Below are 25,466 nucleotides of genomic sequence, written 5' to 3' on the forward strand. Positions count from 1 at the left end.
ACCCAGTATCTCCGCCGCGCTCCGGCAAATCCGCCCGGGGTGGGCTGTCCTGGCGGTACGCCCGGCGGGTCAAGCCATCCGCACGCATTTTCATATCTACGCCCTGTACGTTTCCGACCGTGCCTGCTCTCAAAAAGACCGCACTGACGGTCATCGCTGCCGCCTTGTTGTCCACTTTTGTCGTCAGCCCGGCATCGGCAGACGACAAGGACACCTCCGACGACCGGCCGAAGCCGCCCGCGGACATGTCCAAGGTCGGTGGCGAACTGCTGGGCCGGACCGGCACGCAGGTCAAGCTGGGACCGGGCGCCCCGGTGCTGCCGAAGGACCTCACGGGCAGATCCTGGATCGTCGCGGACGCGGAGAGCGGCCAGGTCCTCGCCTCGCACAACCCGCACTGGCGGCTGCCTCCCGCCTCCACCCTGAAGATGCTCTTCGCGGACACGGTGATGCCCGCGCTCCAGCCGAAGACCATGAAGTACACCGTCAAGGACGAGGACCTCGCCGATCTCGGCGAGGGCAGCAGCCTGGTCGGCGTCAAGGAGGACCTCAGCTACACGGTCCACGACCTGTGGCTCGGGGTGTTCCTGCGGTCGGGCAACGACGCGGTGCATGTGCTGTCCGCGATGTACGGCGGCGTCCCCAAGACCGTCGACGCCATGCAGGCGCACGCCGAGGAGTTGCAGGCGCTCGACACGAACGTGGTGTCGCCCGACGGGTACGACGCGCCCGACCAGGTCTCCAGCGCGTACGACCTGACGCTGTTCGCCCGCAGCGGGCTGCAGAAGGCGGACTTCCGGGAGTACTGCTCGACGGCCGACGCGCAGTTCCCCGGCGCGAAGAAGGACGGCAAGCGCGAGAGTTTCGGCATCCAGAACACCAACCGGCTGCTCACCGGCGCGGACGGCGTCGACCCGTACAAGGGCATCGCGGGCGTCAAGAACGGCTACACCACGCACGCCGGAAACACCTTCACCGGTGTCGCCGAACGCAATGGCAAGGTGCTGCTCGTCACCGTCATGAACCCGTCGTCCGACGAGACCCACGCCGTCTACAAGGAGGCCGCCGGCCTCCTCGACTGGGGCTTCGACGCGAGCGGCAAGGTGACCCCGGTCGGCGAACTGGTGCCCCCGAAGTCCGCCGCCACCGGCACCGGATCCGGCAAGGGCCCCGCGGCCGCGCCGGGGAAGGACGAGGGCCGCAACGGCCCCGCGCGGTCCGCGAAGGCCGCCGCGGCCGAGGGCGGCGGCGGAGGCGTCGGGATCGCCCTGGGCATCGTCGCGGGCGTCCTGGTGCTGCTGGCCGGCGGGGTGTTCCTGGTCAACCGGCGCTGGCCGCTGCCGGACCTGGTGCGTCGCCTTCCTCGCCGCTGACGGCCCCGGACTCCGCCCCGGCGTCCTTGCTGCTCTGCGTCGCCGTCCAGGCGGCGCAGAACAGCAGCAGCTTCGCCGAGAAGTTGATCCACAGCAGCAGCGCGACCGGCACCCCGAAGGCGCCGTACATGCTCTTCGACGCCACGCCCTTCATATAGCTGCCGAGCAGCAGCTTGAGCAGTTCGAAGCCGATCGCGCCGATCGCCCCGGCGATCAGCAGGCTGCGCCGCGGCGGATCGACGCCGGGCAGCAGGGTCAGCAGATAGAGCAGCAGCAGGAAGTCGGCGAGCGCCGCCACGACCAGGGTGGCCACCTGTAGCAGCACACCGCCGGCGCCGTGGTCCGAGATGTTGAACAGGCCGGCCGTCCAGCCGACGGCGACGGAGCCGGCCGACGACACGGCCAGCGTCGCGAGCGCCGCCCCGCCGAGGCCGAACAGCAGCCCCGCGTCCTTGAGTTTGCGCAGGACCGGATTGCCCGGGTCCACACCGTCCAGGTCCCAGACGGCGCGCAGGCAGTCCCGCATCGAGCCGATCCAGCCGATACCGGTGAAGAGCAGCAGCGCACCGGCCACCACCCCCACCGTGCCCGCGTTGTTCACCAGGTTCTCGATGCCGAGCTGGTCGGAGATGCCCGGCACCTGCTCGGCGAGCTTGGCCTCGATCTTGTGGAGCTGCTCGGTGGAGAGCAGCGCGGCACCGATCGCCGCACCGACCGCGATCAACGGGAAGAGCGCCAGAAAACTGATGAAGGTGATCGCGGCGGCGAGCCTGGCCCAGTGGACCCGCTCCAGCGTCTCGTAGGAGCGCCAGACGTGCGTCACCATCAGCCGGGAGACGATCGGCCCGATGACGGGGAGGTTTTTCAGCCAGTCCATGACGTAGGACTACCCGTCCGGGCGCGGATAACCGGGACCGGCCCCCGGTGCCGTACGGGCTGACACTTCTTCAATCACCCATATCGGTGAGTGTTGTAACAAATACCTCGAAAGGGTTTTCTCTGGCGATACGGTCACCGTCATGTCTGTCGACACCGTGTCCCTGACCGGCTGGGGCCGCACCGCCCCGACGACCGCCCTGCGTTTCCGCCCCCGCTCGTACGAGGAGGCGGCGGCGACCGTACGCGGCTGCGGACCCCGCGGCTCCATCGCCCGGGGCCTCGGCCGGGCCCACGGCGACGCGGCGCAGAACGCGGGCGGCTCCGTCCTCGACATGACCGCGCTGAACCGGATCCGCACCATCGACGGCGGCGCCGGACGCGTGGTCTGCGACGCCGGGGTCAGCCTGGACCGGCTGATCGAAGTGCTGCTGCCGCTCGGCTGGTTCGTCCCCGTCACGCCCGCCACCCGCTACGTCACCGTGGGCGGCGCGATCGGTGCCGACATCCACGGTCACAACCAGCACGTCGCCGGTTCCTTCTCCCGGCACGTCCAGGAGCTGGAGCTGCTGACCGCCGGGGGCGAGATCCGTACGGTCCGGCCCGGCACGGCTCTCTTCGACGCGACCGCGGGCGGCCTCGGCCTGACGGGTGTGATCCTCTCGGCCACGCTCCGGTGCCACCGCGTCACCAGCTCGTGGATGTCGGTCGACACCGAGCGCACCGTCGATCTGGACGACCTGCTGGAACGGCTCTGCGCCGGGGACCACCGCTACCGCTACTCGGCCGCCTGGATCGATCTCCGCGCCCGCGGCCGGGCGACCGGGCGCTCCGTACTCACCCGAGGGGAGCACGTACCCCGCTACGCGCTCCCGGCGCGTACTCGGCGCACACCGCTCTCGTTCCGCGCGAGGCCACTGCCGGCCGCGCCCGCCCTCGTACCGGAGGCGCTGCTCGGCGGCGCCCCGGCCGCCCTCTTCAACGAGCTCCGGTACCGCGGCGCGCCCAGGTACCGGATCGGCGAACTCCAGCGGCTCGCCGCGTTCTTCCACCCCCTGGACGGCCTGCCGCACGGGAGCCGGGTCCACGGGCGGGCCGGAACCGTGCGGTACCAGTTCGCCGTCGGGCACGGTCAGGAGGAGGTGCTGCGCCGGATCGTGCGCCGGATCTCCCAGCGGCGCTGCCCGGCGTCGAACGCCGTGCTCAAGCGGTTCGGTGCGGGCGGCCCGGGGTGGCTGTCGTTCCCGGTGCCCGGCTGGACGCTCGCCCTCGACCTGCCCGCCGCACTGCCCGGCCTGGCCGGATTCCTGGACTCGCTGGACGAGGAGGTGGCGGGGGCCGGCGGCCGGGTCTGCCTGGCGAAGGACTCCCGGCTCCGGCCGGAGCTGCTGGCCGCGATGTACCCGAGGCTCGCCGACTTCCGGTCGCTGCGCGCCGAGCTGGACCCGGACGGGGCGTTCTGCTCGGACCTGTCGCGCCGCCTGTCGCTCTGACGCGGCCGCCCCTCGCCCGCCCTTCCCTCTTCCCTCCCGACTTCCTACGCCTGCTTCCCTCCCTACGCCTGCAAGGAGTGTTCCCGTGAAGGACGCCTTCGGAGCCCCGCAGTCCCTGCTCGTCCTCGGCGGCACCTCGGAGATCGCGCTGGCCACCGCACGGCGGCTGATCGCCCTGCGGACCCGCACGGTCCGGCTGGCCGGGCGCCCCTCCCCCGCCCTCGAAGCGGCCGCCGCCGAACTGCGCACCCGCGGCGCCGACGTCCGTACGGCCGACTTCGACGCCCTCGACTCCGAGTCGCACGAGACCACGCTCGGCAAGATCTTCGCCGAGGGCGACATCGACATGGTGCTGCTCGCCTTCGGCATCGCCGGCGACCAGGGGCGCGACGAGGAGGAGCCGCTCTCGGCGGTCCGGGTCGCCCAGACCAACTACACGGGAGCCGTCTCCGCCGGGCTGGTGTGCGCCGGCGCGCTCCAGGCGCAGGGGCACGGCTCGCTGGTGGTGCTGTCCTCGGTGGCGGGCGAACGCGCCCGCCGCGCCGACTTCATCTACGGGTCCAGCAAGGCGGGCCTGGACGCCTTCGCTCAGGGGCTGGGGGACGCGCTGCACGGGACCGGGGTGCATGTGATGGTCGTGCGCCCCGGCGTGGTGCGTCCCGCTGGCGTACGACCGGAGGCGGCCGCGGAAACGGTACCGGTGGCCCGGGGCGGGGCGGCCCTGCTCGCGTCGGCGCGGATCGCCGCGGCGCGGTCGGCCTCGGCCCGGTTCGCCTCTGCGCCGCTGGAGACCTCGCCGCTCACCACGACGCCGGACGCGGTCGCGGAGGCCATCGTGACGGGTCTGCGGCGGCGTTCGGAGACGGTGTGGGTGCCCGGCTCGCTCCGTGCGGTGATGTCGGCACTGCGGCATGTGCCGCGTCCGCTGTTCCGGCGCCTGCCGATCTGAACCGGAGGCGCCGGGGCGCTGCGGGAGGTGCTCAGGAGCGCAGGGAGGGCTCGTCCACGGAGGAGCCGCCCTGCGCGGGCACGGCGGGCGCACCGCCCCCGGCGCCGAACGGGAACTCGTTGATCTTGCGCCAGACGCTGTCCGAGCCCTGCTCGTACAGCGCGAAGGAATCGCAGGTCCAGGCCGCCTCGTAGTCGGCGAGCTCCTCGTACGCCCGGTCCATCGCCTCCTCGGCGATGTCGTGCGCCACGGTCACATGCGGGTGGTACGGGAACTGGAGCTCGCGCACCAGCGGCCCGGAGGCGTCCCGGACCCGCTTCTGCAGCCAGGTGCAGGCCGAGGCGCCCTCGACGACCTGGACGAAGACGACCGGCGAGAGGGGACGGAAGGTCCCCGTGCCGGACAGCCGCATCGGAAAGGGCCGGCCGCCCGTCGCGATCTGGGCGAGATGCGCCTCGATCGCGGGCAGGTCGGCCGCCTCGGCCTCGGTCGGCGGGAGAAGGGTGACATGCGTGGGAATGCCGTACGCGGCAGGGTCCCCGAAGCTCGCGCGCCGCTCCTGGAGCAGGCTGCCGTAGGGCTCCGGGACCGCGATCGAAACGCCGAGCGTTACGGTCCCCACGTCGTCCTCCTCAATCCTCGATGGTCGATGGCCTACTTTCGGCCACCCACCGGTTCAGCTTCCCGTCGCCAGTGTGACGCCTGCGGCCGCGAAACCGCCAGGGCCCTTGGACTCAGTGCTTCGCGGGCAGAAAGCCCATCCGGTCGTACGTCCGGGCCAGGGTCTCGGCCGCGACGGCACGGGCCTTCTCCGCGCCCTTGGCCAGGATCGAGTCCAGCGTCTCCGGGTCGTCCAGATATTCCTGGGTGCGGGTCCGGAACGGTGTGACGAACTCAACCATGACCTCGGCGAGGTCGGTCTTGAGCGCACCGTAGCCCTTGCCCTCGTACTTCTGCTCCAGATCCGCGATACCCGTACCGGTGAGTGTCGAGTAGATGCTCAGCAGATTGCTGACACCGGGCTTCTCGGCCCGGTCGAAGCGGATGACCGTGTCGGTGTCGGTGACCGCGCTCTTCACCTTCTTCGCGGTGGCCTTCGGCTCGTCCAGGAGGTTGATCAGGCCCTTCGGGGTGGCCGCCGACTTGCTCATCTTCGCCGACGGGTCCTGGAGGTCGTAGATCTTCGCCGTCTCCTTGAGGATGTACGGGTCCGGCACGGTGAACGTGTCGCCGTAGCCGGCGTTGAACCGCTCGGCGAGGTTGCGGGTCAGCTCCAGGTGCTGGCGCTGGTCCTCACCGACCGGGACCTGGTCGGCCTGGTACAGCAGGATGTCGGCCACCATCAGCATCGGGTACGTGAAGAGACCGACCGTGGTGCGGTCGGCACCCTGCTTGGCGGACTTGTCCTTGAACTGCGTCATGCGCGACGCCTCGCCGAAGCCGGTGAGGCAGTTCATGACCCAGCCGAGCTGGGCGTGCTCGGGGACATGGCTCTGGACGAAGAGCGTGCAGCGCTCCGGGTCGAGACCTGCGGCGAGGAGCTGGGCGACGGCGAGCCTGGTGTTCGCGCGCAACTCCGCGGGGTCCTGCGGGATGGTGATCGCATGCAGGTCCACGACCATGTAGAAGGCGTCGTGGGAGTCCTGCAGCGCCACCCACTGGCGGACCGCGCCGAGGTAGTTGCCGAGGTGGAACGAGCCTGCGGTGGGCTGGATTCCGGAGAGCACACGGGGGCGTTCAGAGGCCATGGAACTTATTGTCTCAGGTGTGGGCACCGGCCCCCGACCGGCCTGGCGCGCCGGGAAATACAGGTTTCCTCACCACGGATCCGACCGACGATACAAAGTGGGCACCACCCCGCCCACGCCGCACGACGAACGGAGATCCCGTGTCGACCACGGAAACCGCCATCGCCTCCGCCGAGGCGCACAGCGCGCACAACTACCATCCGCTGCCCGTCGTCGTCGCCACGGCGGACGGAGCCTGGATGACCGATGTCGAGGGCCGCCGCTACCTCGACATGCTCGCCGGTTACTCGGCGCTCAACTTCGGTCACGGCAACCGGCGCCTGATCGACGCGGCCAAGGCGCAGCTGGACCGGGTGACCCTCACCTCGCGTGCCTTCTACCACGACCGGTTCGCCGACTTCTGTACGCAGCTCGCCGAGTTGTGCGGCATGGAGACGGTGCTGCCGATGAACACCGGGGCGGAGGCCGTGGAGACCGCGGTGAAGACGGCCCGCAAGTGGGGGTACCGGGTGAAGGGCGTCCCGGACGGCATGGCGAAGATCATCGTCGCCGCGAACAACTTCCACGGCCGGACGACGACGATCATCAGCTTCTCCACGGACCCGGAGGCACGGGAGGACTTCGGCCCGTACACGCCGGGCTTCGAGATCGTGCCGTACGGGGACCTCACGGCGCTCCGGGAGGCGATGACCGAGAACACCGTGGCGGTGCTCATGGAGCCGATCCAGGGCGAGGCCGGAGTGCTGGTGCCGCCGCCCGGCTATCTCCCCGGCGTGCGCGCGCTCACGCGCGAGCGGAACGTGCTGTTCATCGCGGACGAGATCCAGTCGGGCCTGGGCCGGACCGGCCGGACCTTCGCCTGCGAGCACGAGGGTGTCGTGCCGGACATGTATGTGCTCGGCAAGGCGCTGGGCGGCGGTGTGGTGCCGGTGTCGGCGGTGGTCTCGTCGAAGGAGGTGCTCGGGGTCTACCGGCCCGGTGAGCACGGTTCGACGTTCGGCGGGAACCCGCTCGCCTGCGCTGTCGCCCTGGAGGTGATCGCGATGCTCCGCACCGGCGAGTTCCAGCAGCGGGCGACCGAGCTGGGCGAGCACCTGCACCAGGAGCTGGGGCTGCTGGTGGGCGGCGCGGTGGAGGAGGTGCGCGGCCGCGGGCTGTGGGCCGGTGTCGACATCGCCCCGCGCCACGGCACGGGCCGGGAGATCTCCGAGAAGCTGATGGCCCGTGGGGTGCTGGTCAAGGACACCCATGGCTCGACCATCCGGATCGCCCCGCCGCTGGTGATCAGCAAGGAGGACCTGGACTGGGGGCTCGAACAGTTCCGCGCCGTCCTGCGCGGCTGAGCCCTCGGGCGGCCGGGCGGGCCCGGGGCCTGCCCGGCGGTCTGCCCTGCGTTCCGCGTCGGCGTTCCGCGTTGGCAGACTCTGCGCCATGAGACCTGACCTGACGCAGCTGCGGGACCTGGTCGAAGGATCACCGGGGTTCGGCCGCAGGCGGGCCGTCGCCGTGCCGGAGGCCCTGATCCGCGCGGCCGAGGAACGCGTCGGCCCGCTGCCGCCGTCGTACCGGTGGTGGCTGGCCGGGTTCGGCCACGGACGGGCCGGGGGCGCGGACATCGCGACGGTCGGGCCCGCAGGTCCCGCCGACGATGTGTACGAGTACGTCACCGCCGGATGGCGGCTGGACGGCGACCGGCTGTGCTTCGCCGTCGAGCAGGACTGCGGGGACAGCTACTCCTTCGCCCTCGACCGGAGCGGCGAGGCCGGGGACGGGGAGTACCCGGTGGTTCACCGGGACGGCACGGACGGGTGCGAGTACCCGGTGGCGGAGTCCTTCGCCGGGTTCCTGGCCGTTCGGCTGGCGCGGCTGCGCGGGCTGCGGGACGGGCCCAATCCCACGATCGCCCGGCTGTGGCGGTCGACGCCGGGCGTGCTGCTCGACAACGGCGTCCACATCTACGGTCCGCACCTCATCGGGGAACGCAACGAGACCTTCGAGGTGTCCCGGTACGCGCCCGGCTGGGTGCTGGTCGGGGACGACAGCGGGGGCGACGGGTTCTTCATGCGCCACCACGGCCGCGACCGCGTCTCCGTCCACCGGCTCGGCCTGGGCGCGATCTGCGAGGACGTCGAGACGGAGGGCGAGCCGGTGACGGACGACCTGCTCGGCTGGCTGCACACGGGCGGGGCCGCCCCGGCCGACTGAGCCGGCGCCGCGCCTCAGAGGATGACGTGCGGCAGGAAGCGGGCGTACTCGTCCGTGACCGGGCCGGCCGATTCACGGATGCCGAGCCCGGCCGCCTCGTCCTCGACGACCCACGCGCCCAGCACCACGCGGTTGCCGTCGAAGTCCGGCAGCGGTGCCAGCTCCTGGTAGCAGCACGGCTCGTCCCGCGGCACCGCGGGGCTGCCCGGCTCGTGGACCGTGACCCCGGCCCCCTCGCGGCCGAGCAGCGGCTTGGCAACGTAGCCGCGCGACGCCGCGAGTTCGCGGGGGCCGTCGAGGTAGGAGGGCAGCAGGTTCGGGTGGCCCGGGTAGAGCTCCCAGAGGATCGCCAGCAGCGCCTTGTTGGACAGCAGCATCTTCCAGGCGGGCTCGATCCAGCAGGTGGTGCCCGTACCACCGCCGTTGTCGAGGGTGTCGAGCACCTGCGGGCCGAACCGGTCGGTCGCCAGCCATTCCCACGGATAGAGCTTGAAGCAGCTGCGGATGAACCGGAGCCGCTCGTCGACGAACCGCCCGCTCAGCCGGTCCCAGCCGATCCGCTCGACGGAGAGCGCCTCCGTGTCGAGGCCGGCCTGGGCGGCGGTCTCCCGGAGATAGGCGACCGTCATCAGGTCCTCGCCCAGCTCGTCCCCGTCGGAGTGCGCGAAGTGCAGCGGTCCCGGCGGCAGCAGGGCGGCCTGCCGTTTCCAGGCCGCGACGAGCCGTTCGTGCAGCGAGTTCCACTGGTCGGCGCCCGGGAAGCGGTCCTCCATCCAGAACCACTGGGCACTCGCGGCCTCCACCAGGGAGGTGGGGGTGTCCGCGTTGTACTCCAGCATCTTCGCCGGACCGGTTCCGTCGTAGCGGAGGTCGAACCTGCCGTACAGGGACGGCAGTTCGTCACGGCGGCGCCAGGACTGGGCGATGAGTCCGGACAGTCGGCGGTCGGTGATGCCGAGATCGGCGAAGCGGTCCCGCTCCACGATGTGCGCGGCCGCGGCCAGGCACATGGTGTGCAGTTCCTCGACGACGTCCTCCAGTGCCTCGACCTCGGGCAGCGAGAAGACGTAGTAGGCGCTCTCGTCCCAGTACGGGCGCAGCGATCCGTCCGGGTAGCGGGTGAGCGGGAAGACGATGCCCTGCTCCTCCACCGTCCGCTGCCAGTCGGGGCGCGGCTGCGTGGTGCGGCGCTCCATCCGGTCAGCCGCCGCCGGTGCCCGAGCAGCCGAAGCCGCCGCGGTCGACCGCGGACCTGTCGAAACTGCCGCCCTCCACCTTGCCGTTCTTGCTGCTGCCGCCGTAGTAGTACGAGCCCTTGCCGTCGCTCTTCTTGCACTCGTAGCTCGGCAGCCGGTCCTGGGTCAGCGGGTCGACACACCGCTTGTCCGGCTCGGAACCGCAGGAGGTGATCATTGCCGCGAGCACCCCCATGCCGCCGAGCACCACGGTGCTCGACCTCAACCTGCGTGCCATGTTTCCGTCTCCCCCGCCATACGAAATCCAGCCAGTGCGGCTGTTCGTCAGATTAAAGGGCCGTCGGGTGCGGCTGGAAGCGAGGGCACAGAACGTCCCCAAGTTAGAGTCGCCGTGTGCTCTTCGGGATGATCTGCGCACTCGGCGCCGCCGTCTGCTTCGGTACGGCCTCGGTCCTCCAGGCCGTCGCCGCGCGGGCCGCCGCCGAGCCGGGATCGGACGCGGGGGTCGATCCGGCACTGCTGCTGCGCGCCCTGCGCCAGTGGCGGTACATCGCCGGACTCGCCCTCGACGGCTTCGGTTTCGTCCTCCAGATCGTCGCCCTGCGCTCGCTGCCGATCTACGCGGTGGGCGCCGCCCTGGCCGCGAGTCTGGCGGTGACCGCCGTGGTCGCCGCCCGGCTGCTGAAGGTGCGGCTGAGCACCGTCGAGCGGACCGCGGTCGGCGTCGTCTGCGCGGGCCTGGGCATGCTGGGGCTCGCCTCCGGCGGTGAGGGCCACGGGACCGGTTCGGCGGCCCTGGGCCGGTCGATGCTGGGGATCGCGCTGGGCATCCTGCTGATCGGCGCGGCGGCCGGGCGTCTCCCGGAGAAGCCGCGGGCGCTCGTGCTGGGACTCGGCGCGGGATGCGGCTTCGGGGTGGTGGAGGTCACGGTCCGGCTGATCGACGACGTGTCCCCGTCTGCGCTGCTGACCAACCCTGCCGCGTACGCGCTGCTGCTGGGCGGCGGTTCGGCGTTCCTGCTGCTCACCTCGGCCCTGCAGCGCGGTTCGGTGACGACGGCGACGGCCGGCATGGTGCTCGGCGAGACGATCGGCCCGGCGCTGGTGGGCGTCTTCTGGCTCGGGGACCGCACCCGCGAGGGTTTCGTCTGGCCGGCGGTGGCCGGGTTCGTGGTGGCGGTGGCGGGCGCGCTGGCCCTGGCCCGGTTCGGCGAGGCCCCGGCGGACATGCCGGCCGGCCGGATCAGTGACGGTTGAGGAAGCGGGCGAGGCCGTCGGTGACGCCCTGGGTGGGAAGGGTGGTGGCGAACTGGGCGGCTTCGACGGCCAGTGCCTCGTCGATGGGCAGGTTGATGCCGCGGGTGACGGCGTTCAGGCAGGCCGTCACCGCGGTGGCCGGGTGGCGTATGACGCGCTCGGCCAATTCCCGCGCGTGGTCGAGCAGTTCGCCGGCGGGGACGACGCGGTTGACCAGGCCGAGTCCGGCGGCGCGGTGGGCGTCGATGGTGGGGTAGTCCAGGGCGTTGAGCTTGTGCGGGCGGTCGATGCCGAGGGTGGCGATGGAATCGTGCCGCGTACAGCGGACGGTGGATTGCGCGGAAGTCACGGTCTGGGTACTCCGATCCGGTCGGCCACCGGGACGACGCCGGTTTCGATGAGGTGGCGGCACGACCCGCCTGCCACGCGGCCCGGCACCCGCGGCGGCCCCGCGCAGCACTTCGGCGTGGGCGGAGGCACGGCGGGCCGTCCGCGGGTGGTCGCGGCCGCGGCGACGGCCGGGTGCGTGTGTCAGGGCCCGGCCTGCGGGACGCAGGCAACCACCCGGTCGCCCCATGGGCCGCGTACGGGCATCGAGTCCTTGGCCTCGGCCCGTTCCGCGCCGGGGACCATCGGTCGCGGATCCGCCGTCATTCGACGTTCTCCGAGGTCAGCGCGGCGAGCCCCTGACTGAGATCGGCGATCAGGTCCGCTTCGTGTTCGAGGCCGACCGCGAACCGGATCAGGCCGCCCGGGACTCCGGCCTCGGCAAGTTCTTCCTCGGTCAGTTCGTTCGACCACATCGCGGCGGGCCGCACCAGCGTCGAGCGGGTGCCGCCCAGGCTGGGGGAACGCACCGGAAGGCGCAGCGCCGAGATGAGCTGCTCGGCCGTCGGCCGGCCGCCGCGGAGCTCGAAGCTCAGCAGTCCGCCGAAGCCCCGCATCTGCCGCTTCGCGAGGTCGTGCTGGGGATGACCGGAGAGCCCGGGATAGTTCACCGTCCGTACCGCGGGGTGACCGGCCAGGTACTCCGCGACGGCCTGCGCGCACTGGTTCTGCCGCCCCGCCCGCAACGACAGTGTCCGCAGGCCGCGCAGCGCGAGCCAGGCGTCGAACGGGCTGATCACCGAGCCCACCATGGTGTGCGCCTTCCAGAGCCGTTCGATCAGCTCGCCGCTCCCGAGCACGATTCCGGCCTGCACGTCCGCATGCCCTGATATGGCCTTGGTGACGCTGTGCATGACGAGGTCGACGCCCTGCTCCAGCGGCCTGTGGTTGAAGGGGGTCGCCACGGTGTTGTCGGCGAAGGTGAGAATGCCCCGGGCGCGGGCCAGCGCGGTGACCGCTTCCACATCGGTCAGCCGGAGCAGCGGGTTGCTGGGCGTCTCCAGCATGATCAGCTTGGTGTCCGGCGTGAGGGCGCGGACGAAGGCATCGGTGTCGGTCTGGTCCACGAAGGTCACCTCGACACCGAAGCGGGGTGCGACATCCCGCAGCAGACTCAGCGTGCCGCCGTACATGCTGTGCTGGGCGACGACATGGTCCCCCTGGGACAGCAGGGCGACCAGGGTCGTGGTGATCGCCCCCATGCCGGACGCCGTGGCCAGGGCGGCCTCGGCGCCCTCCGCGGCCGCGACGACCCGCTCCAGCCGGGCCTGCGTCGGGTTGCCGTAGCGCCGGTAGTAGAACGGAGGCTGGGACTGTTCGTTGAGTGCGTCGAAGTCCTCTGCCGTGGGGGCCGAATAGTTCACCACCTGCTGGATGGGCGGCGCGACGCTCAGTTCTTCCGGATCGGCGTCGGCGTGCGCAAGGAGAGTCTCAAAGGTCAGGAAAGAGTCCATGGCGCGAGCATGCAGGCTGATTGGCATTGTTTCCGATATCCAATCAAGGCAACATTGGACTGCATGAATGCCTCAACCCTGCCGACTGGTCTCATCAGCGGCTCGTCCGGACCGCTCTACCACCGGCTGGCCGAGGGTCTTCGTGGCGCCGTTCGCCGGGGTGAGTTCGGCGCCGGTTCCAAGCTGCCTTCCGAGCGCGACCTCGCACGGCTGTTGGGCATCAGCCGGACCACCGTGATCGGCGCCTACCGGCTTCTGCGTGAGGAGGGCCTGCTGGAAAGCGAGCGCGGCAGCGGCACCCGCATCGTCGCCTCCGGCCGCTGGATCGGCCCCCCGGTCCCCGCCGCGACCCTGCCGTCGGGCAAGCTGACGGGCGAGCCGCCGGCCGGTGTGGTGGACCTGTCCGGATCCGTCATCGCCGGCCATGAAGCGGTACCCCGCCTGACAGCGGACACCACCGACCTGCGCGAGCTGGCCACCGACTTCGATTACCAGCCGCTCGGCCTTCCCTCCCTGCGGGCCCAGATCGCCGCCCGCTACACCCGGCTCGGGCTGCCGACCACGGCCGACGAAGTGCTCGTCACCAGCGGAGCACAGCAGGCGATCAGCCTGCTCTTCACCCTGTTCGGCCGCAACGGCGGCGTCATCGTCACCGAGAACCCCGGCTACGTCGGCGCCCTCGACGCCGCCCACGCCGCAGGCGCGACTCTCCTCGCGCTGCCCACCGACGCCGAGGGCATCAAAGTACGTCCGCTGCGCGAGACGCTCGCCCGTTCCCCCGTCTCGCTGCTGTATCTGATGACGACCTGCCAGAACCCCACCGGTACGGTCATGAGCACCCAGCGGCGCACCGAGGTCGCCCGGCTCGCCGAGCACGCCGGTGTCCCGGTCGTCGACGACACCACACTCGCCGACCTGGTCCTCGAAGGACGCTGGCTCCCCCTGCCGACCGCCGCTTCCGGCGTCACCATCGGATCCTTGAGCAAGCTCTTCTGGCCCGGCCTGCGCATCGGCTGGCTGCGGGCGCCCGGAGCGCTGATGACCAGGCTCGCCCGCCTGAAGGTCGTGGCGGACCTCGGATCCTCACACGTCGGCCAGCAGCTGGCCTCCCGTCTCCTGCCGGTGTCCGAGGACATGGCCGCGGCACGGCGGGAGCAGCTGACCGCACGTCTCGACCTGATGGACGAACTCCTGCGGACACGGTTGCCGACATGGTCGTGGACCCGCCCGTCGGGCGGTCCCTTTCTGTGGGTGCGGCTCCCGTACGGCGACGGAGAGACCTTTGCCCAACTCGCACTCGGGTACGGAGTCCAGGTACTCCCCGGTGCCAGAACCTCGCCCGACGGAGGCTTCGCCGATCACCTCCGCCTGTCCTTCGTGGACGAACCCGCGGCCCTGCGGATCGCGGTCGACCGGCTCGGCGAAGCCTGGGCCGCGTTCGAGTCCGTGGTCAGCGACCGGTGCTCCGCTGCAGGCGCACGCCCGCCCGCCGCAGAGCTTCCTGGGCCGGTGCGGTTTGCGGTCCCCACGGATCCAGATGCCCCTCGCATCCCCTGAGCCGGGGTCTGCGACGGCCACGGGAACCCGAGGGGTGCGGCGGGGCCTTCGTCGTGTCCGGACAGTACGAAGCCCCACCGTGCCCGGCACGACGGGGCGACGCCGAACCGGCCGGTCGGACGGCGCCGAACTCTCCGGCCCTCATGAAAGCACCCGGCAGAGGGCCTCCAGCGCCCCCGTCCAGGCGCTGTCGGTCGGTGTCCCGTAGCCGATGACCAGGGCGTCGCGCCCCGGCGCCGCCTCCGGGTGCCGGAAGCGCGAGATCCCCGCCAGCGCCAGCCCCTGCCACGCGGCCGCCCGCATCACCGATGGCTCGCTGCCCTCCGGGAGTTCGAGCACGGCGTGCAGGCCGGCGGCGATACCGCTGATCCGGACATCGGGCGCCCGTTCCGCCAGCACCGTGACGAGCTGGTCGCGACGGTGCCGGTAGCGCAGCCGCATCGAGCGCACATGACGGTCGTACGCACCGATTCGATGAACTCCGCGAGCGTCAGCTGTTCCAGCGCGCTCGACGACCAGTCGCTCAGCCCCTTGGCCTCGGCCACCTCCCCCACCAGGTTCTCCGGCAGCACCATCCACCCCAGCCGCAGTCCCGGCGCCAGCGACTTGCTCGTCGTTCCCAGGTGTACGACGCGTTCGGGGTCGAGGCCCTGGAGCGCGCCGACCGGCTGCCGGTCGTAGCGGAACTCGCCGTCGTAGTCGTCCTCCAGGATCAGGCCGCCCGTGCCGCGTGCCCAGTCGACCGCCGCGGCCCGCCGGTCGGGATGGAGCGGCGCCCCCGTCGGGAACTGGTGCGCGGGCGTCATCAGGACCGCTCCCACACCGCGCAGCCCGGCCAGTTCACCGGTCCTGGACCCGAGTCCGTCGACCGGCAGACAGGGCATGCGCAGCCCGGCGTCCGCGAGCAGCTTCCAGTGCACGTCCAGTCCGTACGACTCGACGGCCACCTCCCGCACCCGCCGCTTGCGCAGCACCGTCCCCATCAGCTTCAGCGCCTGCACGAAACCGGCACAGATCACGATCCGCTCCGGGTCCGCGTACACACCGCGGGCGCGGGCCAGATAGTCGGCGAGAACGGTGCGCAGCTCGATGCGCCCGCGCGGATCGCCGTACCCGAAGGCGTCGTTGGGTGCGGCGGTCAGGGCGCGGCGGGCCGCCTTGAGCCAGTCGGCGCGCGGGAACGTCGAGAGGTCGGGCGACCCGGGCAGCAGGTTGTGGGCGGGCCGGGAGCGCACCGGCCGGGAGCGTGTCGCCCGGGTGGCCGTCCGGCGCGGCTCGGCCCGCCGCGCCACCCTGGTGCCCGAACCCTGCCGGGCGGTGAGCCACCCCTCGGCGACCAGCTCCGCGTACGCCTCGGCGACGGTGTTCCGGGCGATGCCGAGGTCCACGGCGAGGCTGCGGGAGGACGGCAGCCGGGTGCCGGGGGTCAGCCGCCCGGTCCGTACGGCGTCCCGCAGGGCGTCCATGAGCCCGGCCCGCAGCCCTGCCGAACCGGTGGTGTCGAGGTGCAGGTCGGCGCCGAAAGTGGCCCAGGAATCCGTCATGGAAATGGACCATACCCGTGTGCCATCCGCGTCGTAACGTCGTACCCATGACGACGAACGAGCACAGCGCACCGACCTCCGGCCTCAACCCCGAGCACGCCCCCCGTATGAAGCAGCCCTGGGCCGATCTCGCCCCCGATGTCTACCGGGCGATGGTCCGGCTGGACGCGGCGTCCCGGAAGGGCCTCGACCCGGTCCTGGGGGAGCTGGTGAAGATCCGCGCCTCCCAGCTGAACCACTGCGCGTTCTGCCTCGACATGCACACCAAGGACGCGCTCGCGGCGGGTGAGTCGATCGAGCGGATCGTCCAGCTCAGCGCGTGGGAGGAGTCCCGGCACTTCTACACGCCCAAGGAGATCGCGGCCATCGAGCTGACCGAGGCGGTGACCGTGCTGACCGACGGTTTCGTGCCGGACGAGGTGTGGGAGAAGGCCGCCGAGCACTTCGACGAGACCGAGCTCTCCCACCTCATCGCCGCGATCACGGCGATCAACGCGTGGAACCGGTTCGCCGTGACCACCCGCATGGTCCCCGGCCACTACAAGCCGGGCGACTTCAGCCACTGACCCGGCAGGCCCGCACCGCACCCCGCCGCCGCCGCCCGACACCCGCCACAGGAGCCCCGCGTGACCGCATCCGTCCTCCGCGCACTGCACCACGACCGCACCCCCGGCGACCCGCTGGTCCTCCCCGGCCCGTGGGACGCGGCGAGCGCCGGGAAGCGCGCGTCTTCGTCGACGCGGGCTTCCCGGCGCTCGCCACACCCAGCGCCGGGGTCGCGGCCTCGCTCGGTTACGAGGACGGGGCGACGCCCGCCGACGAGATGTTCGCGGCCGTGGCCAGGATCGTCCGGGCCGTCCCGGCCTCCGTGCCCGTCTCGGCGGACATCGAGGCGGGGTACGGACTGGCCCCGAAGGAGCTGGTGGAGCGGCTCCTGGACACCGGAGCGGTCGGCTGCAATCTGGAGGACTCGGCCGACGGCACCCTCGGTGACGCCCAGCGGCAGGCGGACCGGCTCGCGGAGGTGCGGGCGGTCGCGGGCGACGCGCTCTTCGTCAACGCCCGCGTCGACACCTACGTCCGAGGCGTCCCGGACGGCACGGACCAGGAGGCGGAGACGGTCCGCCGCGCCCTGCTGTACGTGGCGGCGGGCGCGGACTGCGTCTACCCGATCATGGCCCCGCCCGAGGCGCTGCCCCGGCTGGCCGCCGCCGTACCGGCCCCGCTCAACACCTTCGCCCGGCCGGACGGCCCGAGCCCGCGCCGGCTGGGCGAGCTGGGCGCCACCCGGATCACCTTCGGCCCCGGGCTCCAGCGCCGGGCCATGGCGGCCGTACGCGGGATCGCGGACGGGCTGCGGGAGGCATAGGGCCTCGGACGCGGTGCGCGCTCAGGCCCCTCTGCCGCCGAAGGCCGCCAGGGTCCGTTCCAGCATCGGCATGGCCCGCACCACATTGCGGGAACGGATCAGGGCGTCCCAGGCGGGTTCGAACTTCTTCCAGCCGCCCGAGTACGCCAGATGCCTGAGCCGTTCGTGCGTGCCCGGCTGGGCGGCTGCACCGCGCCAGATGTTGGACCACCGGTAGAAGTCGCGGTACGCGCGCCAGTACCCGTCCTCCAGCTGGCGGGAAGTCATCCCCTTCGGGCGGTAGACGACATGGCGGGTGTCGTAGAGGTCCCAGTCCCGGTGGACGATCCGGTCCTCGGCCTCCAGCTGTTTCCACAGGCCGGTGGACGGATACGGCGTCATGATGTGGAAGGTGGCCGTCTCGATGCCCTGCTCGACGGCCCACTCCACCGTACGGTCGAAGACGTCCGGGCCGTCGTGGTCGAGCCCGAAGACGAAGCTGGCGTTGACCATGACCCCGGCGTCATGGAGCCGGCGGACGGCGGCCGCGTAGTCCTTGCCGATGTTCTGGTCCTTGCGCCGTTCGGCGAGGTTCGCGCTGTTGACGGTCTCGAAGCCGACGAACAGGCTGCGCAGCCCCGCGTCCACGGCGCGCTCCAGCAGATCCGGCTGGAGCACCGACTTCACGGTCCCGGCGGCCTGCCAGAGCCGCCCCATCCCGGCCATCCCGTCGAAGAGCGCCTCGGCGAAGCGCCGGTTGCCGAGCAGATGGTCGTCGAGGAAGTACAGATGCCTGCCGGGCAGCCGCTCGATCTCGGCGAGCGCGTCGTCCACGGCCTGGGTGTAGAAGGACTTCCCGCCCTCGAAGAAGGCGTCCTTGTAACAGAAGTCGCAGTGGTGCGGGCAGCCGCGCGAGACGACGATCGAGTTCGGTACGAGATACAGCTGCCGCTTGATCAGGTCGCGCCGTACGGGTGGCAGCCCGGCCAGGGTGCGCAGCTTCGAGTCGTACCGGCGGCCCGGCACCCCGTCGCGGAACTCCTTGAGGAACAGCGGCCAGGTGTCCTCGCCCGGCCCGGTGAAGATCGTGTCGGCGTGGGCCGCGGCCTCCTCCGGGAGCGAGGTCACATGGAGGCCGCCCATGGCGACGTGGACGCCCCGGGCACGGAAGTGGTCGGCGATCTCGTAGCCGCGCCGGGCGGAGGTGATGTACGGCTGGACGACCAGGAGATCGGGGCTGTCGAGCGCCTCGATGTCCACCCGCTCGACGTGCTCGTCGAGGAGCGTCACCTCGTCGTCCGGGTCGAGGTACCCGGCGAGGGTCGCCAGGCCGAGCGGCGGAAAGAGCGAGTACTTGATGGGCCGGAACAGTGGGCTGGTCGCCTCGGTCAGGGCCGGAAGGATCATCGTCACGCGCATGACAGCCCAGACTCGGGAAGGGGGGCGGTCAGTTCCCGGCCACCGCCGCCCGCGTACGCGACCGCCCCCGGCAGCGGGTGCGGCCGGGGGCGGTGGGGTGCGCCTGGGGAGGCGTACGGATCAGATCAGGCCGAGCTCGCGAACCGCGTCGCGCTCCTCGGTGAGCTCCTTCACCGAGGCGTCGATGCGCTTGCGGGAGAACTCGTTGATGTCCAGGCCCTGGACGATCTCGTACTTGCCGTCCTTCGTGGTGACCGGGAAGGACGAGATGATGCCCTCGGGCACGCCGTAGGAGCCGTCCGACGGGATGCCCATGGATGTCCAGTCGCCCGCGGCGGTGCCGTTGACCCAGGTGTGCACGTGGTCGATGGCGGCGTTGGCGGCCGAGGCGGCCGAGGACGCGCCACGGGCCTCGATGATCGCGGCGCCGCGCTTGGCGACGGTCGGGATGAAGGTGTCGGCCAGCCACGCCTCGTCGTTGACGAGCTCGGCGGCGTTCTTGCCGGCGATCTCCGCGTGGAAGATGTCGGGGTACTGGGTCGCCGAGTGGTTGCCCCAGATCGTCAGCTTCTTGATGTCGGAGACGGCGGCACCGGTCTTGGCGGCCAGCTGCGAGATCGCGCGGTTGTGGTCGAGGCGGGTCATCGCGGTGAAGCGCTCGGCCGGTACGTCCGGGGCGGCGGCCTGGGCGATGAGCGCGTTGGTGTTGGCCGGGTTGCCGACGACGAGGACCTTGATGTCGTCCGCGGCGTTGTCGTTGATGGCCTTGCCCTGCGGCTTGAAGATGCCGCCGTTGGCGGAGAGCAGGTCGCCGCGCTCCATGCCCTTCGTACGCGGGCGGGCGCCGACCAGCAGGGCGACGTTGGCACCGTCGAACGCCTTGTTGGCGTCGTCGGTGATCTCGATGCCGCGCAGCAGCGGGAAGGCGCAGTCGTCGAGCTCCATCGCGGTGCCCTCGGCGGCCTTCAGACCCTGCGGGATCTCCAGGAGACGCAGGTTGACCGGCACGTCCGGGCCGAGCAGGTGGCCGGAGGCGATACGGAAGAGCAGCGCGTAGCCGATCTGGCCGGCTGCGCCGGTCACGGTGACATTCACGGGAGTGCGGGTCATGGCGATCTCCGTTAGACAGCTGGCGGTGGGGGTCCCTGCCCCTGGTGCTGGACATCCCTGATCTGAATCTTGATGTGAAGAGATATCCAGCGATCAGGCTATCCGACCCGGAACCTCCCGGCCGCCCTGCCCCCTGTGGCACCGCACACAACCCGTCACACAGCGCTCACCCGGCCGAACCCCGGTCACCCGGGAGGCGGCGGTCCGGTGACGGCACCCGTACGGTCCGCTGTCAGCGCCCCGGCCCGGTCAGCGGCGCCGTCCCCGCCGCACTCCCGGGCCCGGGGCTCCGTTGCCGGACGATCACACGGTGGCGGAATGGTCACTTCCGTGCCACAGGCCACAGGCATCCCTTGAACCGGCCTCACTCCGTCGACCAGGCTGAAGTCCGGACGGGGCAAGGCCGCTCAAGTCACCGCATTCCGGTACGCATGCGTTCCGGTGGCCCCGATACCGGTGTCCGTCCCTTCTCGGGGGAGGGGACGGGCACCGTTCCCGAGCAGCACGGGCGGGCTCAGTGAATGGGCTCAGCGTGCGGGGCTCAACGTGCGGGGCTCAGCGGATGGGCTCAGCGGATGGTGAAGTGGACCAGCTGCTCCAGGAACGGAATGTCCAGCCACGGTTTTGGCTGCGCCACCAGCGCGAGCATCACGATGAGGAAGCCGAGCAGCCCGTAGGTCACCAGGTCGGTGAAGCGGGAACGCACCGCCAGCATGCCCACCGACGGCACCACGAGCCGCAGCACGGCGCCCCCGATGAGGGCCACGCCGATCAGCATCGTGCCGATCCGGAAGGCTTCGGCGAACGGGTCGACGGCCACGATCAGCAGCCCGGCGCCGGCCGTGCAGAGCACGGCGAGCAGCGGCCACTGCCGGGCAGGGGCGGGCGCGTCCCCGGACGCGGCCCGGCCACCGCCCTCGGGACGCGCGGTGTCCCGGGTGAGCGACGGGAACCGCCGCGACGGTCGCGCACCGCCGGCCGCCGCCTCACCGGCGGTGTCGTCACGGGTCACGGCCCGCTCCGGAGCGGCCTCGTCCGCCGCCCCCTCACCCGTGTCCGGCGCGTCCGCGCGGGACGGCACCTCGGACGTGCCGTCCGCCTCGGCGGCCGGGTCGGCCGGGCTCGTACCAGCACCCATGGGGTTCCCTCCGGATCGGGTCGGCCGGCTCAGACGGCTGCGGCCGCGTTGCGCTCGGCCGCCTCGACCACGTTGACGAGCAGCTGGGCGCGGGTCATCGGGCCGACACCGCCCGGGTTCGGGGAGAGCCAGGCGGCGACCTGGGCCACGCCCGGGTGGACATCCCCGACGATCTTGCCGTTCTCGTCCCGGCTGACGCCGACGTCGAGCACGGCGGCGCCCGGCTTCACGTCCTCGGGCTTGACGATGTGCGGCACCCCGGCGGCGGCGACGATGATGTCGGCCTGCTTGAGCTGGGCGGAGAGGTCACGCGTACCGGTGTGGCACTGGGTGACGGTGGCGTTCTCGGACTTACGGGTCAGCAGCAGCGGGATGGAGCGGCCGATGGTGACACCGCGGCCGACGACCACGACATGCGCCCCGTTGATCTCCACGCCGTGGTGGCGGAGCAGCTGGACGACACCCTGCGGGGTGCAGGGCAGCGGGCCCGTCTCGTTGAGCACGAGCCGGCCGAGGTTCATCGGGTGGAGGCCGTCGGCGTCCTTGGCCGGATCCATCAGTTCCAGGACGCGGTTGGTGTCGATCCCCTTGGGCAGGGGCAGCTGCACGATGTACCCCGTGCACTCGGGGTTGGCGTTGAGTTCCCGTACGACGTCCTCGATCTCCTCCTGGGTGGCGGTGTCGGGGAGTTCGCGCTGGATGGAGCCGATGCCGACCTGCGCGCAGTCACGGTGCTTGCCGTTCACGTACCACCGGCTGCCCGGGTCGTCCCCGACCAGCAGGGTTCCCAGGCCAGGGGTGATGCCCTGTGCCTTGAGGGCCGCCACGCGGACGGTGAGATCGGACTTGATCGCGGCTGCGGTGGCCTTGCCATCGAGAATCTGGGCAGTCATGTCCCCATACTCGCGGATGACCCCGCCCGCATACCAATTCAGGCCTCGGACGTTGGCGCGATGTTGCACTTGCGCAACAAGCAAGGGTCGCGACTGGACAAACTTACATTTCACTTATAACGATTATTGCCGCAGTGCCGCAGTAGTACCGGGGGGCGGACCACTGACCTTTCTTTCCTCCGTGCGGCCGCATCGTCCCCGCATGCACGTTGGAGGAAACGCCCAGATGAGTTTCGGCGACCCGAACCCGAATCCGAACAACCCGTACGGCCAGCAGCCGGGCCAGCCGCCGCAGGGCCAGCCCGGTTACGGCTACCCGCAGCAGGCCCCGCAGGGCGTGCCGCCGCAGGGCCAGCCGGGCTACGGCTACCCGCAGCAGCCGGGCCAGCAGCCGGGCCAGCCGGGTTACGGCTACCCGCCCCAGCAGCCGGGCGGCACCCTCCAGGCCAACAACGGCTACATCAACGTCGCGGGCCTCGGCACCGTCGAACTCGCCACGATGGGGCGTCGCCTGGGCGCCCGTGCGCTGGACGGCGTCGCGTACGGCATCCTCTACGCGATCTTCTCGGCGATCGGCATCGCGAGCCTCGTGGGCGCCTCGAAGTCCATCGACGACTGCAGCAGCACCGAGTACGGCACCGCTGCCTACACCCAGTGCATGAACGACGCGGCAGACGCCAGCGTCGGCGTGCTTGCGGGCTTCTTCGGCTTCATCGCCGTGTTCGCGCTGATCGCGCTGCTCTACGAATGGCTGATGGTCTCCATCTGGGGCGCCACGCTCGGCAAGATGGTCCTCAACGTCAAGGTCGTCAAGGAGAGCACCGGCCAGGCCCCCGGTCTGGGCGCGGGCTTCATCCGCTGGATCATCCCGATGGTCGGCTCGCTCTTCTGCGGTCTCGGCACGCTGCTGGTCTACCTCTCCCCCTTCTTCGACAACTCGGGCAAGCTCCAGGGCTGGCACGACCGCGCGGGCAGCACGATCGTCATCAAGACGAAGTGAGCATGCTGAAGGTGTAACCACCCTCACAGACTCGCGAAGGCCGCCAATTCCCCACTCGTTCCGGGGAATTGGCGGCCTTCCGTCTTACCCGGGCTGCCCGGGTGCAACTCGTATCAGTGGAAGAAGTGCCGCGTACCCGTGAAGTACATCGTCACGCCCGCCTTCTTCGCGGCCTCGACGACCAGCTCGTCACGGACCGAACCACCCGGCTGGGCCACGGCCTTGACGCCCGCGGCGGTCAGGATCTCCAGGCCGTCCGGGAACGGGAAGAACGCGTCGGAGGCGGCGTACGAGCCACGCGCCCGCTCCTCGCCCGCGCGCTCGACGGCCAGCTTCGCGGAGTCGACGCGGTTGACCTGGCCCATGCCGACGCCGACCGAGGCGCCGTCCTTGGCGAGCAGGATCGCGTTGGACTTGACCGCGCGGCACGCCCGCCACGCGAAGGCGAGCTCCTTCAGCTCGTCCTCGGTCAGGGCCTCACCGGTGGCGAGGGTCCAGTTGGCCGGGTCGTCGCCCTCGGCCTGGAGCCGGTCGGTGACCTGGAGCAGCGCGCCGCCGTCGATCGGCTTGACCTCGACCGGGGCGGTCGGGGCGTCGGGGCAGCGCAGCACGCGGATGTTCTTCTTGCGGGCCAGCACCTCGACCGCGCCGTCCTCGTACGCCGGGGCGACGATGACCTCGGTGAAGATCTCCGCGACCTGCTCGGCCATGGCGACGGTCACCGGGCGGTTGACGGCGATGACACCGCCGAAGGCCGACAGCGGGTCGCAGGCGTGGGCGTTGCGGTGCGCCTCGGCGACGTCGTCGGCGATGGCGATGCCGCACGGGTTGGCGTGCTTGATGATCGCGACGCACGGCTCGGCGTGGTCGTACGCGGCCCGGCGCGCGGCGTCGGTGTCCGTGTAGTTGTTGTACGACATCTCCTTGCCGTGCAACTGCTCCGCCTCGGCCAGGCCACCGGCGCCGGAGGTGTAGAGCGCGGCGGGCTGGTGCGGGTTCTCGCCGTACCGCAGGACGTTCTCGCGCTCGTACGTCGCGCCGAAGAAGTCGGGGAAGCCCGAGTCGTCGGCGGCCGCGTAGTCGTCGGCGAACCAGGAGGCCACGGCCACGTCGTACGCGGCGGTGTGCTGGAACGCCTCGGCGGCCAGGCGCTTGCGGGTGGTCAGGTCGAAGCCGCCCGCCTTGACCGCGGCAAGGACGTCGGCGTACCGCTCGGGGCTGGTGACGACGGCCACGGACGGGTGGTTCTTGGCGGCGGCGCGGACCATGGACGGGCCACCGATGTCGATCTGCTCCACGCACTCGTCGGCGGAGGCGCCGGAGGCGACGGTCTCCTTGAACGGGTAGAGGTTGACGACCACCAGGTCGAACGGCTCGACACCCAGCTCGGCGAGCTGCTCTCGGTGGGCGTCCAGGCGGAGGTCGGCGAGGATGCCGGCGTGGACGCGCGGGTGCAGCGTCTTGACGCGGCCGTCGAGGCACTCGGGGAAGCCGGTGAGCTCCTCGACCTTGGTGACCGGAACCCCGGCGGCGGCGATCCTCCCGGCGGTGGAGCCGGTGGAGACGAGCTCGACACCCGCCTCGTGCAGACCGCGGGCGAGGTCTTCGAGCCCCGTCTTGTCGTAGACACTGACCAGGGCGCGGCGGATGGGCTTATTCACCGACATGACCGAGATGAACCTTTCGTCCCTCAATGCGATAGCCGCCACGGGCGAGCCGCCCCACGGCCTCGACGAGCAGCTTGCGCTCGATTTCCTTGATGCGTTCGTGGAGGGCCGCTTCGCCCTCCACCGTGTCCTCCTCGGTCACCTCGACCACGCCCTGCGCGATGATCGGACCGGTGTCGACGCCGTCGTCGACGAAGTGGACGGTGCACCCGGTGACCCTCACGCCGTGCGCGAGCGCGTCGCGCACCCCGTGGGCACCGGGAAAGCTGGGGAGCAGGGCGGGGTGGGTGTTGATGATCCGGCCGCCGAACCGGGCGAGGAACTCCTTGCCCACGATCTTCATGAACCCCGCGGACACCACGAGGTCCGGGCGGTGTGCGGCCGTCTCGGCCGCGAGTGCCGCGTCCCACTCCTCGCGGGTGGCGTAGTCCTTGACCCTGCACACGAAGGTCGGCAGTCCGGCGCGCTCCGCCCGCTCCAGGCCGACGATGCCGGGGCGGTCGGCGCCGACCGCGACGATCTGTGCGCCGAAGCCCTCGGGGTCGTCGCCGATGGCGTCGAGCAGGGCTTGAAGGTTCGTACCTGAACCGGAGACCAGCACGACCAGGCGCGCCGGGGCGGCGGAGGGGGGCGGGGAGGCCACTGCTGGGCCCTTTCTCGCGTGGTGATTCTCGCGTGGTGAAGCAGAGCGACGCTGAATTTGTATGGTCGTACGAAAGAACTGAGACCCTCGATACGGGGAACTCTACGAACCAGCCGACCGTCAGCAACGATACCGGCACCTCGGGGGACCTCCACGGGACGGGGGTGGACGGTGCACCCGCCGGGCTCCGGAGCGCGGCCGCGGGCCAG

Annotated in this window: 22 protein-coding genes and 2 pseudogenes; 10 read left to right on the plus strand and 14 right to left on the minus strand. The window is 71.2% G+C overall.

The annotated features are described in order from the left end of the window. Positions 1-119: 119 nt before the first annotated feature. Entirely contained in the window at positions 120-1,373 is a 1,254-nt protein-coding gene (locus ABZY11_RS02265) for a D-alanyl-D-alanine carboxypeptidase (RefSeq protein WP_356477290.1), read from the plus strand. On the opposite strand, the gene ABZY11_RS02270 is transcribed toward ABZY11_RS02265, so the two are convergent. Then, positions 1,321-2,250: a YihY/virulence factor BrkB family protein gene (locus ABZY11_RS02270; RefSeq protein ID WP_356477291.1), complete on the minus strand. Its 930-nt coding sequence runs from the start codon at positions 2,248-2,250 to the stop codon at positions 1,321-1,323. The two genes, ABZY11_RS02265 and ABZY11_RS02270, sit on opposite strands and share 53 nt — an antisense overlap. A gap of 142 nt (positions 2,251-2,392) precedes the next feature. Between ABZY11_RS02270 and ABZY11_RS02275 the strand changes: the two genes are divergently transcribed. Both ABZY11_RS02275 and ABZY11_RS02280 read left to right on the plus strand, forming a co-directional pair. Further along, positions 2,393-3,742, plus strand: a complete 1,350-nt coding sequence (locus ABZY11_RS02275) for an FAD-binding oxidoreductase (protein ID WP_356477292.1) — start codon at positions 2,393-2,395, stop codon at positions 3,740-3,742. A gap of 85 nt (positions 3,743-3,827) precedes the next feature. Beyond that, positions 3,828-4,691: an SDR family NAD(P)-dependent oxidoreductase gene (locus tag ABZY11_RS02280; RefSeq protein ID WP_356477293.1), complete on the plus strand. Its 864-nt coding sequence runs from the start codon at positions 3,828-3,830 to the stop codon at positions 4,689-4,691. A gap of 31 nt (positions 4,692-4,722) precedes the next feature. On the opposite strand, the gene ABZY11_RS02285 is transcribed toward ABZY11_RS02280, so the two are convergent. Both ABZY11_RS02285 and trpS read right to left on the minus strand, forming a co-directional pair. After that, positions 4,723-5,313 carry a 2'-5' RNA ligase family protein gene (locus tag ABZY11_RS02285; protein WP_356477294.1) on the minus strand — a complete coding sequence of 197 codons (591 nt, stop codon included), beginning with the start codon at positions 5,311-5,313 and terminating at the stop codon, positions 4,723-4,725. A gap of 112 nt (positions 5,314-5,425) precedes the next feature. Beyond that, positions 5,426-6,439: a tryptophan--tRNA ligase gene (gene trpS, locus ABZY11_RS02290; protein WP_356477295.1), complete on the minus strand. Its 1,014-nt coding sequence runs from the start codon at positions 6,437-6,439 to the stop codon at positions 5,426-5,428. A gap of 140 nt (positions 6,440-6,579) precedes the next feature. Between trpS and rocD the strand changes: the two genes are divergently transcribed. Continuing rightward, on the plus strand, positions 6,580-7,782 hold the full coding sequence (rocD, locus tag ABZY11_RS02295) for an ornithine--oxo-acid transaminase (protein ID WP_356477296.1): 1,203 nt from the start codon (positions 6,580-6,582) through the stop codon (positions 7,780-7,782). Positions 7,783-7,870: 88 nt separating this feature from the next. Next, positions 7,871-8,644 (plus strand): SMI1/KNR4 family protein, encoded by a 774-nt coding sequence (locus tag ABZY11_RS02300; RefSeq protein WP_356477297.1) that lies wholly within the window; start codon positions 7,871-7,873, stop codon positions 8,642-8,644. Positions 8,645-8,658: 14 nt separating this feature from the next. Here the strand turns inward: ABZY11_RS02300 and ABZY11_RS02305 are convergent, their stop codons facing one another. After that, positions 8,659-9,840 (minus strand): glutathionylspermidine synthase family protein, encoded by a 1,182-nt coding sequence (locus tag ABZY11_RS02305; protein WP_356477298.1) that lies wholly within the window; start codon positions 9,838-9,840, stop codon positions 8,659-8,661. Between the two features lie 4 nt (positions 9,841-9,844). After that, positions 9,845-10,117, minus strand: a complete 273-nt coding sequence (locus ABZY11_RS02310; RefSeq protein WP_356477299.1) for a hypothetical protein — start codon at positions 10,115-10,117, stop codon at positions 9,845-9,847. A 128-nt stretch (positions 10,118-10,245) separates the two neighbouring features. Between ABZY11_RS02310 and ABZY11_RS02315 the strand changes: the two genes are divergently transcribed. Further along, positions 10,246-11,097, plus strand: coding sequence for a hypothetical protein (locus ABZY11_RS02315; protein WP_356477326.1), 852 nt, complete (start codon positions 10,246-10,248; stop codon positions 11,095-11,097). Here the strand turns inward: ABZY11_RS02315 and ABZY11_RS02320 are convergent. Together ABZY11_RS02320 and ABZY11_RS02325 are read right to left on the minus strand one after the other, a co-directional pair. Then, positions 11,084-11,446: an enoyl-CoA hydratase-related protein gene (locus ABZY11_RS02320; protein WP_356477300.1), complete on the minus strand. Its 363-nt coding sequence runs from the start codon at positions 11,444-11,446 to the stop codon at positions 11,084-11,086. The two genes, ABZY11_RS02315 and ABZY11_RS02320, sit on opposite strands and share 14 nt — an antisense overlap. Before the next feature lie 301 nt (positions 11,447-11,747). Then, positions 11,748-12,938 carry an aminotransferase class I/II-fold pyridoxal phosphate-dependent enzyme gene (locus ABZY11_RS02325; protein ID WP_356477301.1) on the minus strand — a complete coding sequence of 397 codons (1,191 nt, stop codon included), beginning with the start codon at positions 12,936-12,938 and terminating at the stop codon, positions 11,748-11,750. A 63-nt stretch (positions 12,939-13,001) separates the two neighbouring features. On the opposite strand from ABZY11_RS02325, the gene ABZY11_RS02330 reads away from it, so the two are divergent. Then, positions 13,002-14,495, plus strand: a complete 1,494-nt coding sequence (locus tag ABZY11_RS02330) for a PLP-dependent aminotransferase family protein (protein WP_356477302.1) — start codon at positions 13,002-13,004, stop codon at positions 14,493-14,495. A gap of 141 nt (positions 14,496-14,636) precedes the next feature. Here ABZY11_RS02330 and ABZY11_RS02335 read toward each other — a convergent pair. After that, a pseudogene (locus ABZY11_RS02335) lies at positions 14,637-16,039 on the minus strand (PLP-dependent aminotransferase family protein). 47 nt (positions 16,040-16,086) lie between these two features. Between ABZY11_RS02335 and ABZY11_RS02340 the strand changes: the two are divergent. Further along, positions 16,087-16,605, plus strand: a complete 519-nt coding sequence (locus ABZY11_RS02340; RefSeq protein ID WP_356477303.1) for a carboxymuconolactone decarboxylase family protein — start codon at positions 16,087-16,089, stop codon at positions 16,603-16,605. 60 nt (positions 16,606-16,665) lie between these two features. Continuing rightward, positions 16,666-17,408: pseudogene (locus tag ABZY11_RS02345) on the plus strand (isocitrate lyase/phosphoenolpyruvate mutase family protein). Positions 17,409-17,429: 21 nt separating this feature from the next. Here ABZY11_RS02345 and ABZY11_RS02350 read toward each other — a convergent pair. The 4 genes from ABZY11_RS02350 to ABZY11_RS02365 form a co-directional block, all read right to left on the minus strand. After that, entirely contained in the window at positions 17,430-18,806 is a 1,377-nt protein-coding gene (locus ABZY11_RS02350) for a radical SAM protein (RefSeq protein ID WP_356477304.1), read from the minus strand. A gap of 120 nt (positions 18,807-18,926) precedes the next feature. Then, a complete protein-coding gene (locus ABZY11_RS02355; RefSeq protein WP_356477305.1) occupies positions 18,927-19,916 on the minus strand; it encodes a malate dehydrogenase in 990 nt (329 codons plus the stop codon). A 568-nt stretch (positions 19,917-20,484) separates the two neighbouring features. Then, positions 20,485-21,054 carry a DUF3017 domain-containing protein gene (locus ABZY11_RS02360; protein ID WP_356477306.1) on the minus strand — a complete coding sequence of 190 codons (570 nt, stop codon included), beginning with the start codon at positions 21,052-21,054 and terminating at the stop codon, positions 20,485-20,487. 29 nt (positions 21,055-21,083) lie between these two features. After that, positions 21,084-21,947, minus strand: a complete 864-nt coding sequence (locus tag ABZY11_RS02365) for a bifunctional methylenetetrahydrofolate dehydrogenase/methenyltetrahydrofolate cyclohydrolase (RefSeq protein WP_356477307.1) — start codon at positions 21,945-21,947, stop codon at positions 21,084-21,086. Between the two features lie 226 nt (positions 21,948-22,173). On the opposite strand from ABZY11_RS02365, the gene ABZY11_RS02370 reads away from it, so the two are divergent. Next, positions 22,174-22,947: an RDD family protein gene (locus tag ABZY11_RS02370; RefSeq protein ID WP_356477308.1), complete on the plus strand. Its 774-nt coding sequence runs from the start codon at positions 22,174-22,176 to the stop codon at positions 22,945-22,947. 113 nt (positions 22,948-23,060) lie between these two features. Here ABZY11_RS02370 and purH read toward each other — a convergent pair whose 3' ends face one another. Together purH and purN are read right to left on the minus strand one after the other, a co-directional pair. Then, positions 23,061-24,614: a bifunctional phosphoribosylaminoimidazolecarboxamide formyltransferase/IMP cyclohydrolase gene (gene purH, locus ABZY11_RS02375; RefSeq protein WP_356477309.1), complete on the minus strand. Its 1,554-nt coding sequence runs from the start codon at positions 24,612-24,614 to the stop codon at positions 23,061-23,063. Further along, complete coding sequence (gene purN / locus ABZY11_RS02380) at positions 24,601-25,257, minus strand: phosphoribosylglycinamide formyltransferase (RefSeq protein ID WP_356477310.1); 657 nt, start codon at positions 25,255-25,257, stop codon at positions 24,601-24,603. The genes purH and purN overlap by 14 nt, the downstream gene beginning before the upstream one ends. Positions 25,258-25,466 lie beyond the last annotated feature (209 nt).

Source organism: Streptomyces sp. NPDC006510 (genome assembly GCF_040611955.1).
In the GTDB taxonomy this organism is placed as follows: domain Bacteria; phylum Actinomycetota; class Actinomycetes; order Streptomycetales; family Streptomycetaceae; genus Streptomyces.

Bases quoted from the DNA above. Each gene is read 5' to 3' on its own strand.
- ABZY11_RS02270 (WP_356477291.1), bottom strand. From the start codon at position 2,250: ATGGACTGGCTGAAAAACCTCCCCGTCATCGGGCCGATCGTCTCCCGG.
- ABZY11_RS02355 (WP_356477305.1), bottom strand. From the start codon at position 19,916: ATGACCCGCACTCCCGTGAATGTCACCGTGACCGGCGCAGCCGGCCAG.
- ABZY11_RS02360 (WP_356477306.1), bottom strand. From the start codon at position 21,054: ATGGGTGCTGGTACGAGCCCGGCCGACCCGGCCGCCGAGGCGGACGGC.
- ABZY11_RS02310 (WP_356477299.1), bottom strand. From the start codon at position 10,117: ATGGCACGCAGGTTGAGGTCGAGCACCGTGGTGCTCGGCGGCATGGGG.
- ABZY11_RS02325 (WP_356477301.1), bottom strand. From the start codon at position 12,938: ATGGACTCTTTCCTGACCTTTGAGACTCTCCTTGCGCACGCCGACGCC.
- purH (WP_356477309.1), bottom strand. From the start codon at position 24,614: ATGTCGGTGAATAAGCCCATCCGCCGCGCCCTGGTCAGTGTCTACGAC.
- ABZY11_RS02330 (WP_356477302.1), top strand. From the start codon at position 13,002: ATGAATGCCTCAACCCTGCCGACTGGTCTCATCAGCGGCTCGTCCGGA.
- ABZY11_RS02350 (WP_356477304.1), bottom strand. From the start codon at position 18,806: ATGCGCGTGACGATGATCCTTCCGGCCCTGACCGAGGCGACCAGCCCA.
- ABZY11_RS02300 (WP_356477297.1), top strand. From the start codon at position 7,871: ATGAGACCTGACCTGACGCAGCTGCGGGACCTGGTCGAAGGATCACCG.
- ABZY11_RS02370 (WP_356477308.1), top strand. From the start codon at position 22,174: ATGAGTTTCGGCGACCCGAACCCGAATCCGAACAACCCGTACGGCCAG.
- ABZY11_RS02315 (WP_356477326.1), top strand. From the start codon at position 10,246: ATGATCTGCGCACTCGGCGCCGCCGTCTGCTTCGGTACGGCCTCGGTC.
- ABZY11_RS02340 (WP_356477303.1), top strand. From the start codon at position 16,087: ATGACGACGAACGAGCACAGCGCACCGACCTCCGGCCTCAACCCCGAG.
- ABZY11_RS02305 (WP_356477298.1), bottom strand. From the start codon at position 9,840: ATGGAGCGCCGCACCACGCAGCCGCGCCCCGACTGGCAGCGGACGGTG.
- ABZY11_RS02275 (WP_356477292.1), top strand. From the start codon at position 2,393: ATGTCTGTCGACACCGTGTCCCTGACCGGCTGGGGCCGCACCGCCCCG.
- trpS (WP_356477295.1), bottom strand. From the start codon at position 6,439: ATGGCCTCTGAACGCCCCCGTGTGCTCTCCGGAATCCAGCCCACCGCA.
- ABZY11_RS02365 (WP_356477307.1), bottom strand. From the start codon at position 21,947: ATGACTGCCCAGATTCTCGATGGCAAGGCCACCGCAGCCGCGATCAAG.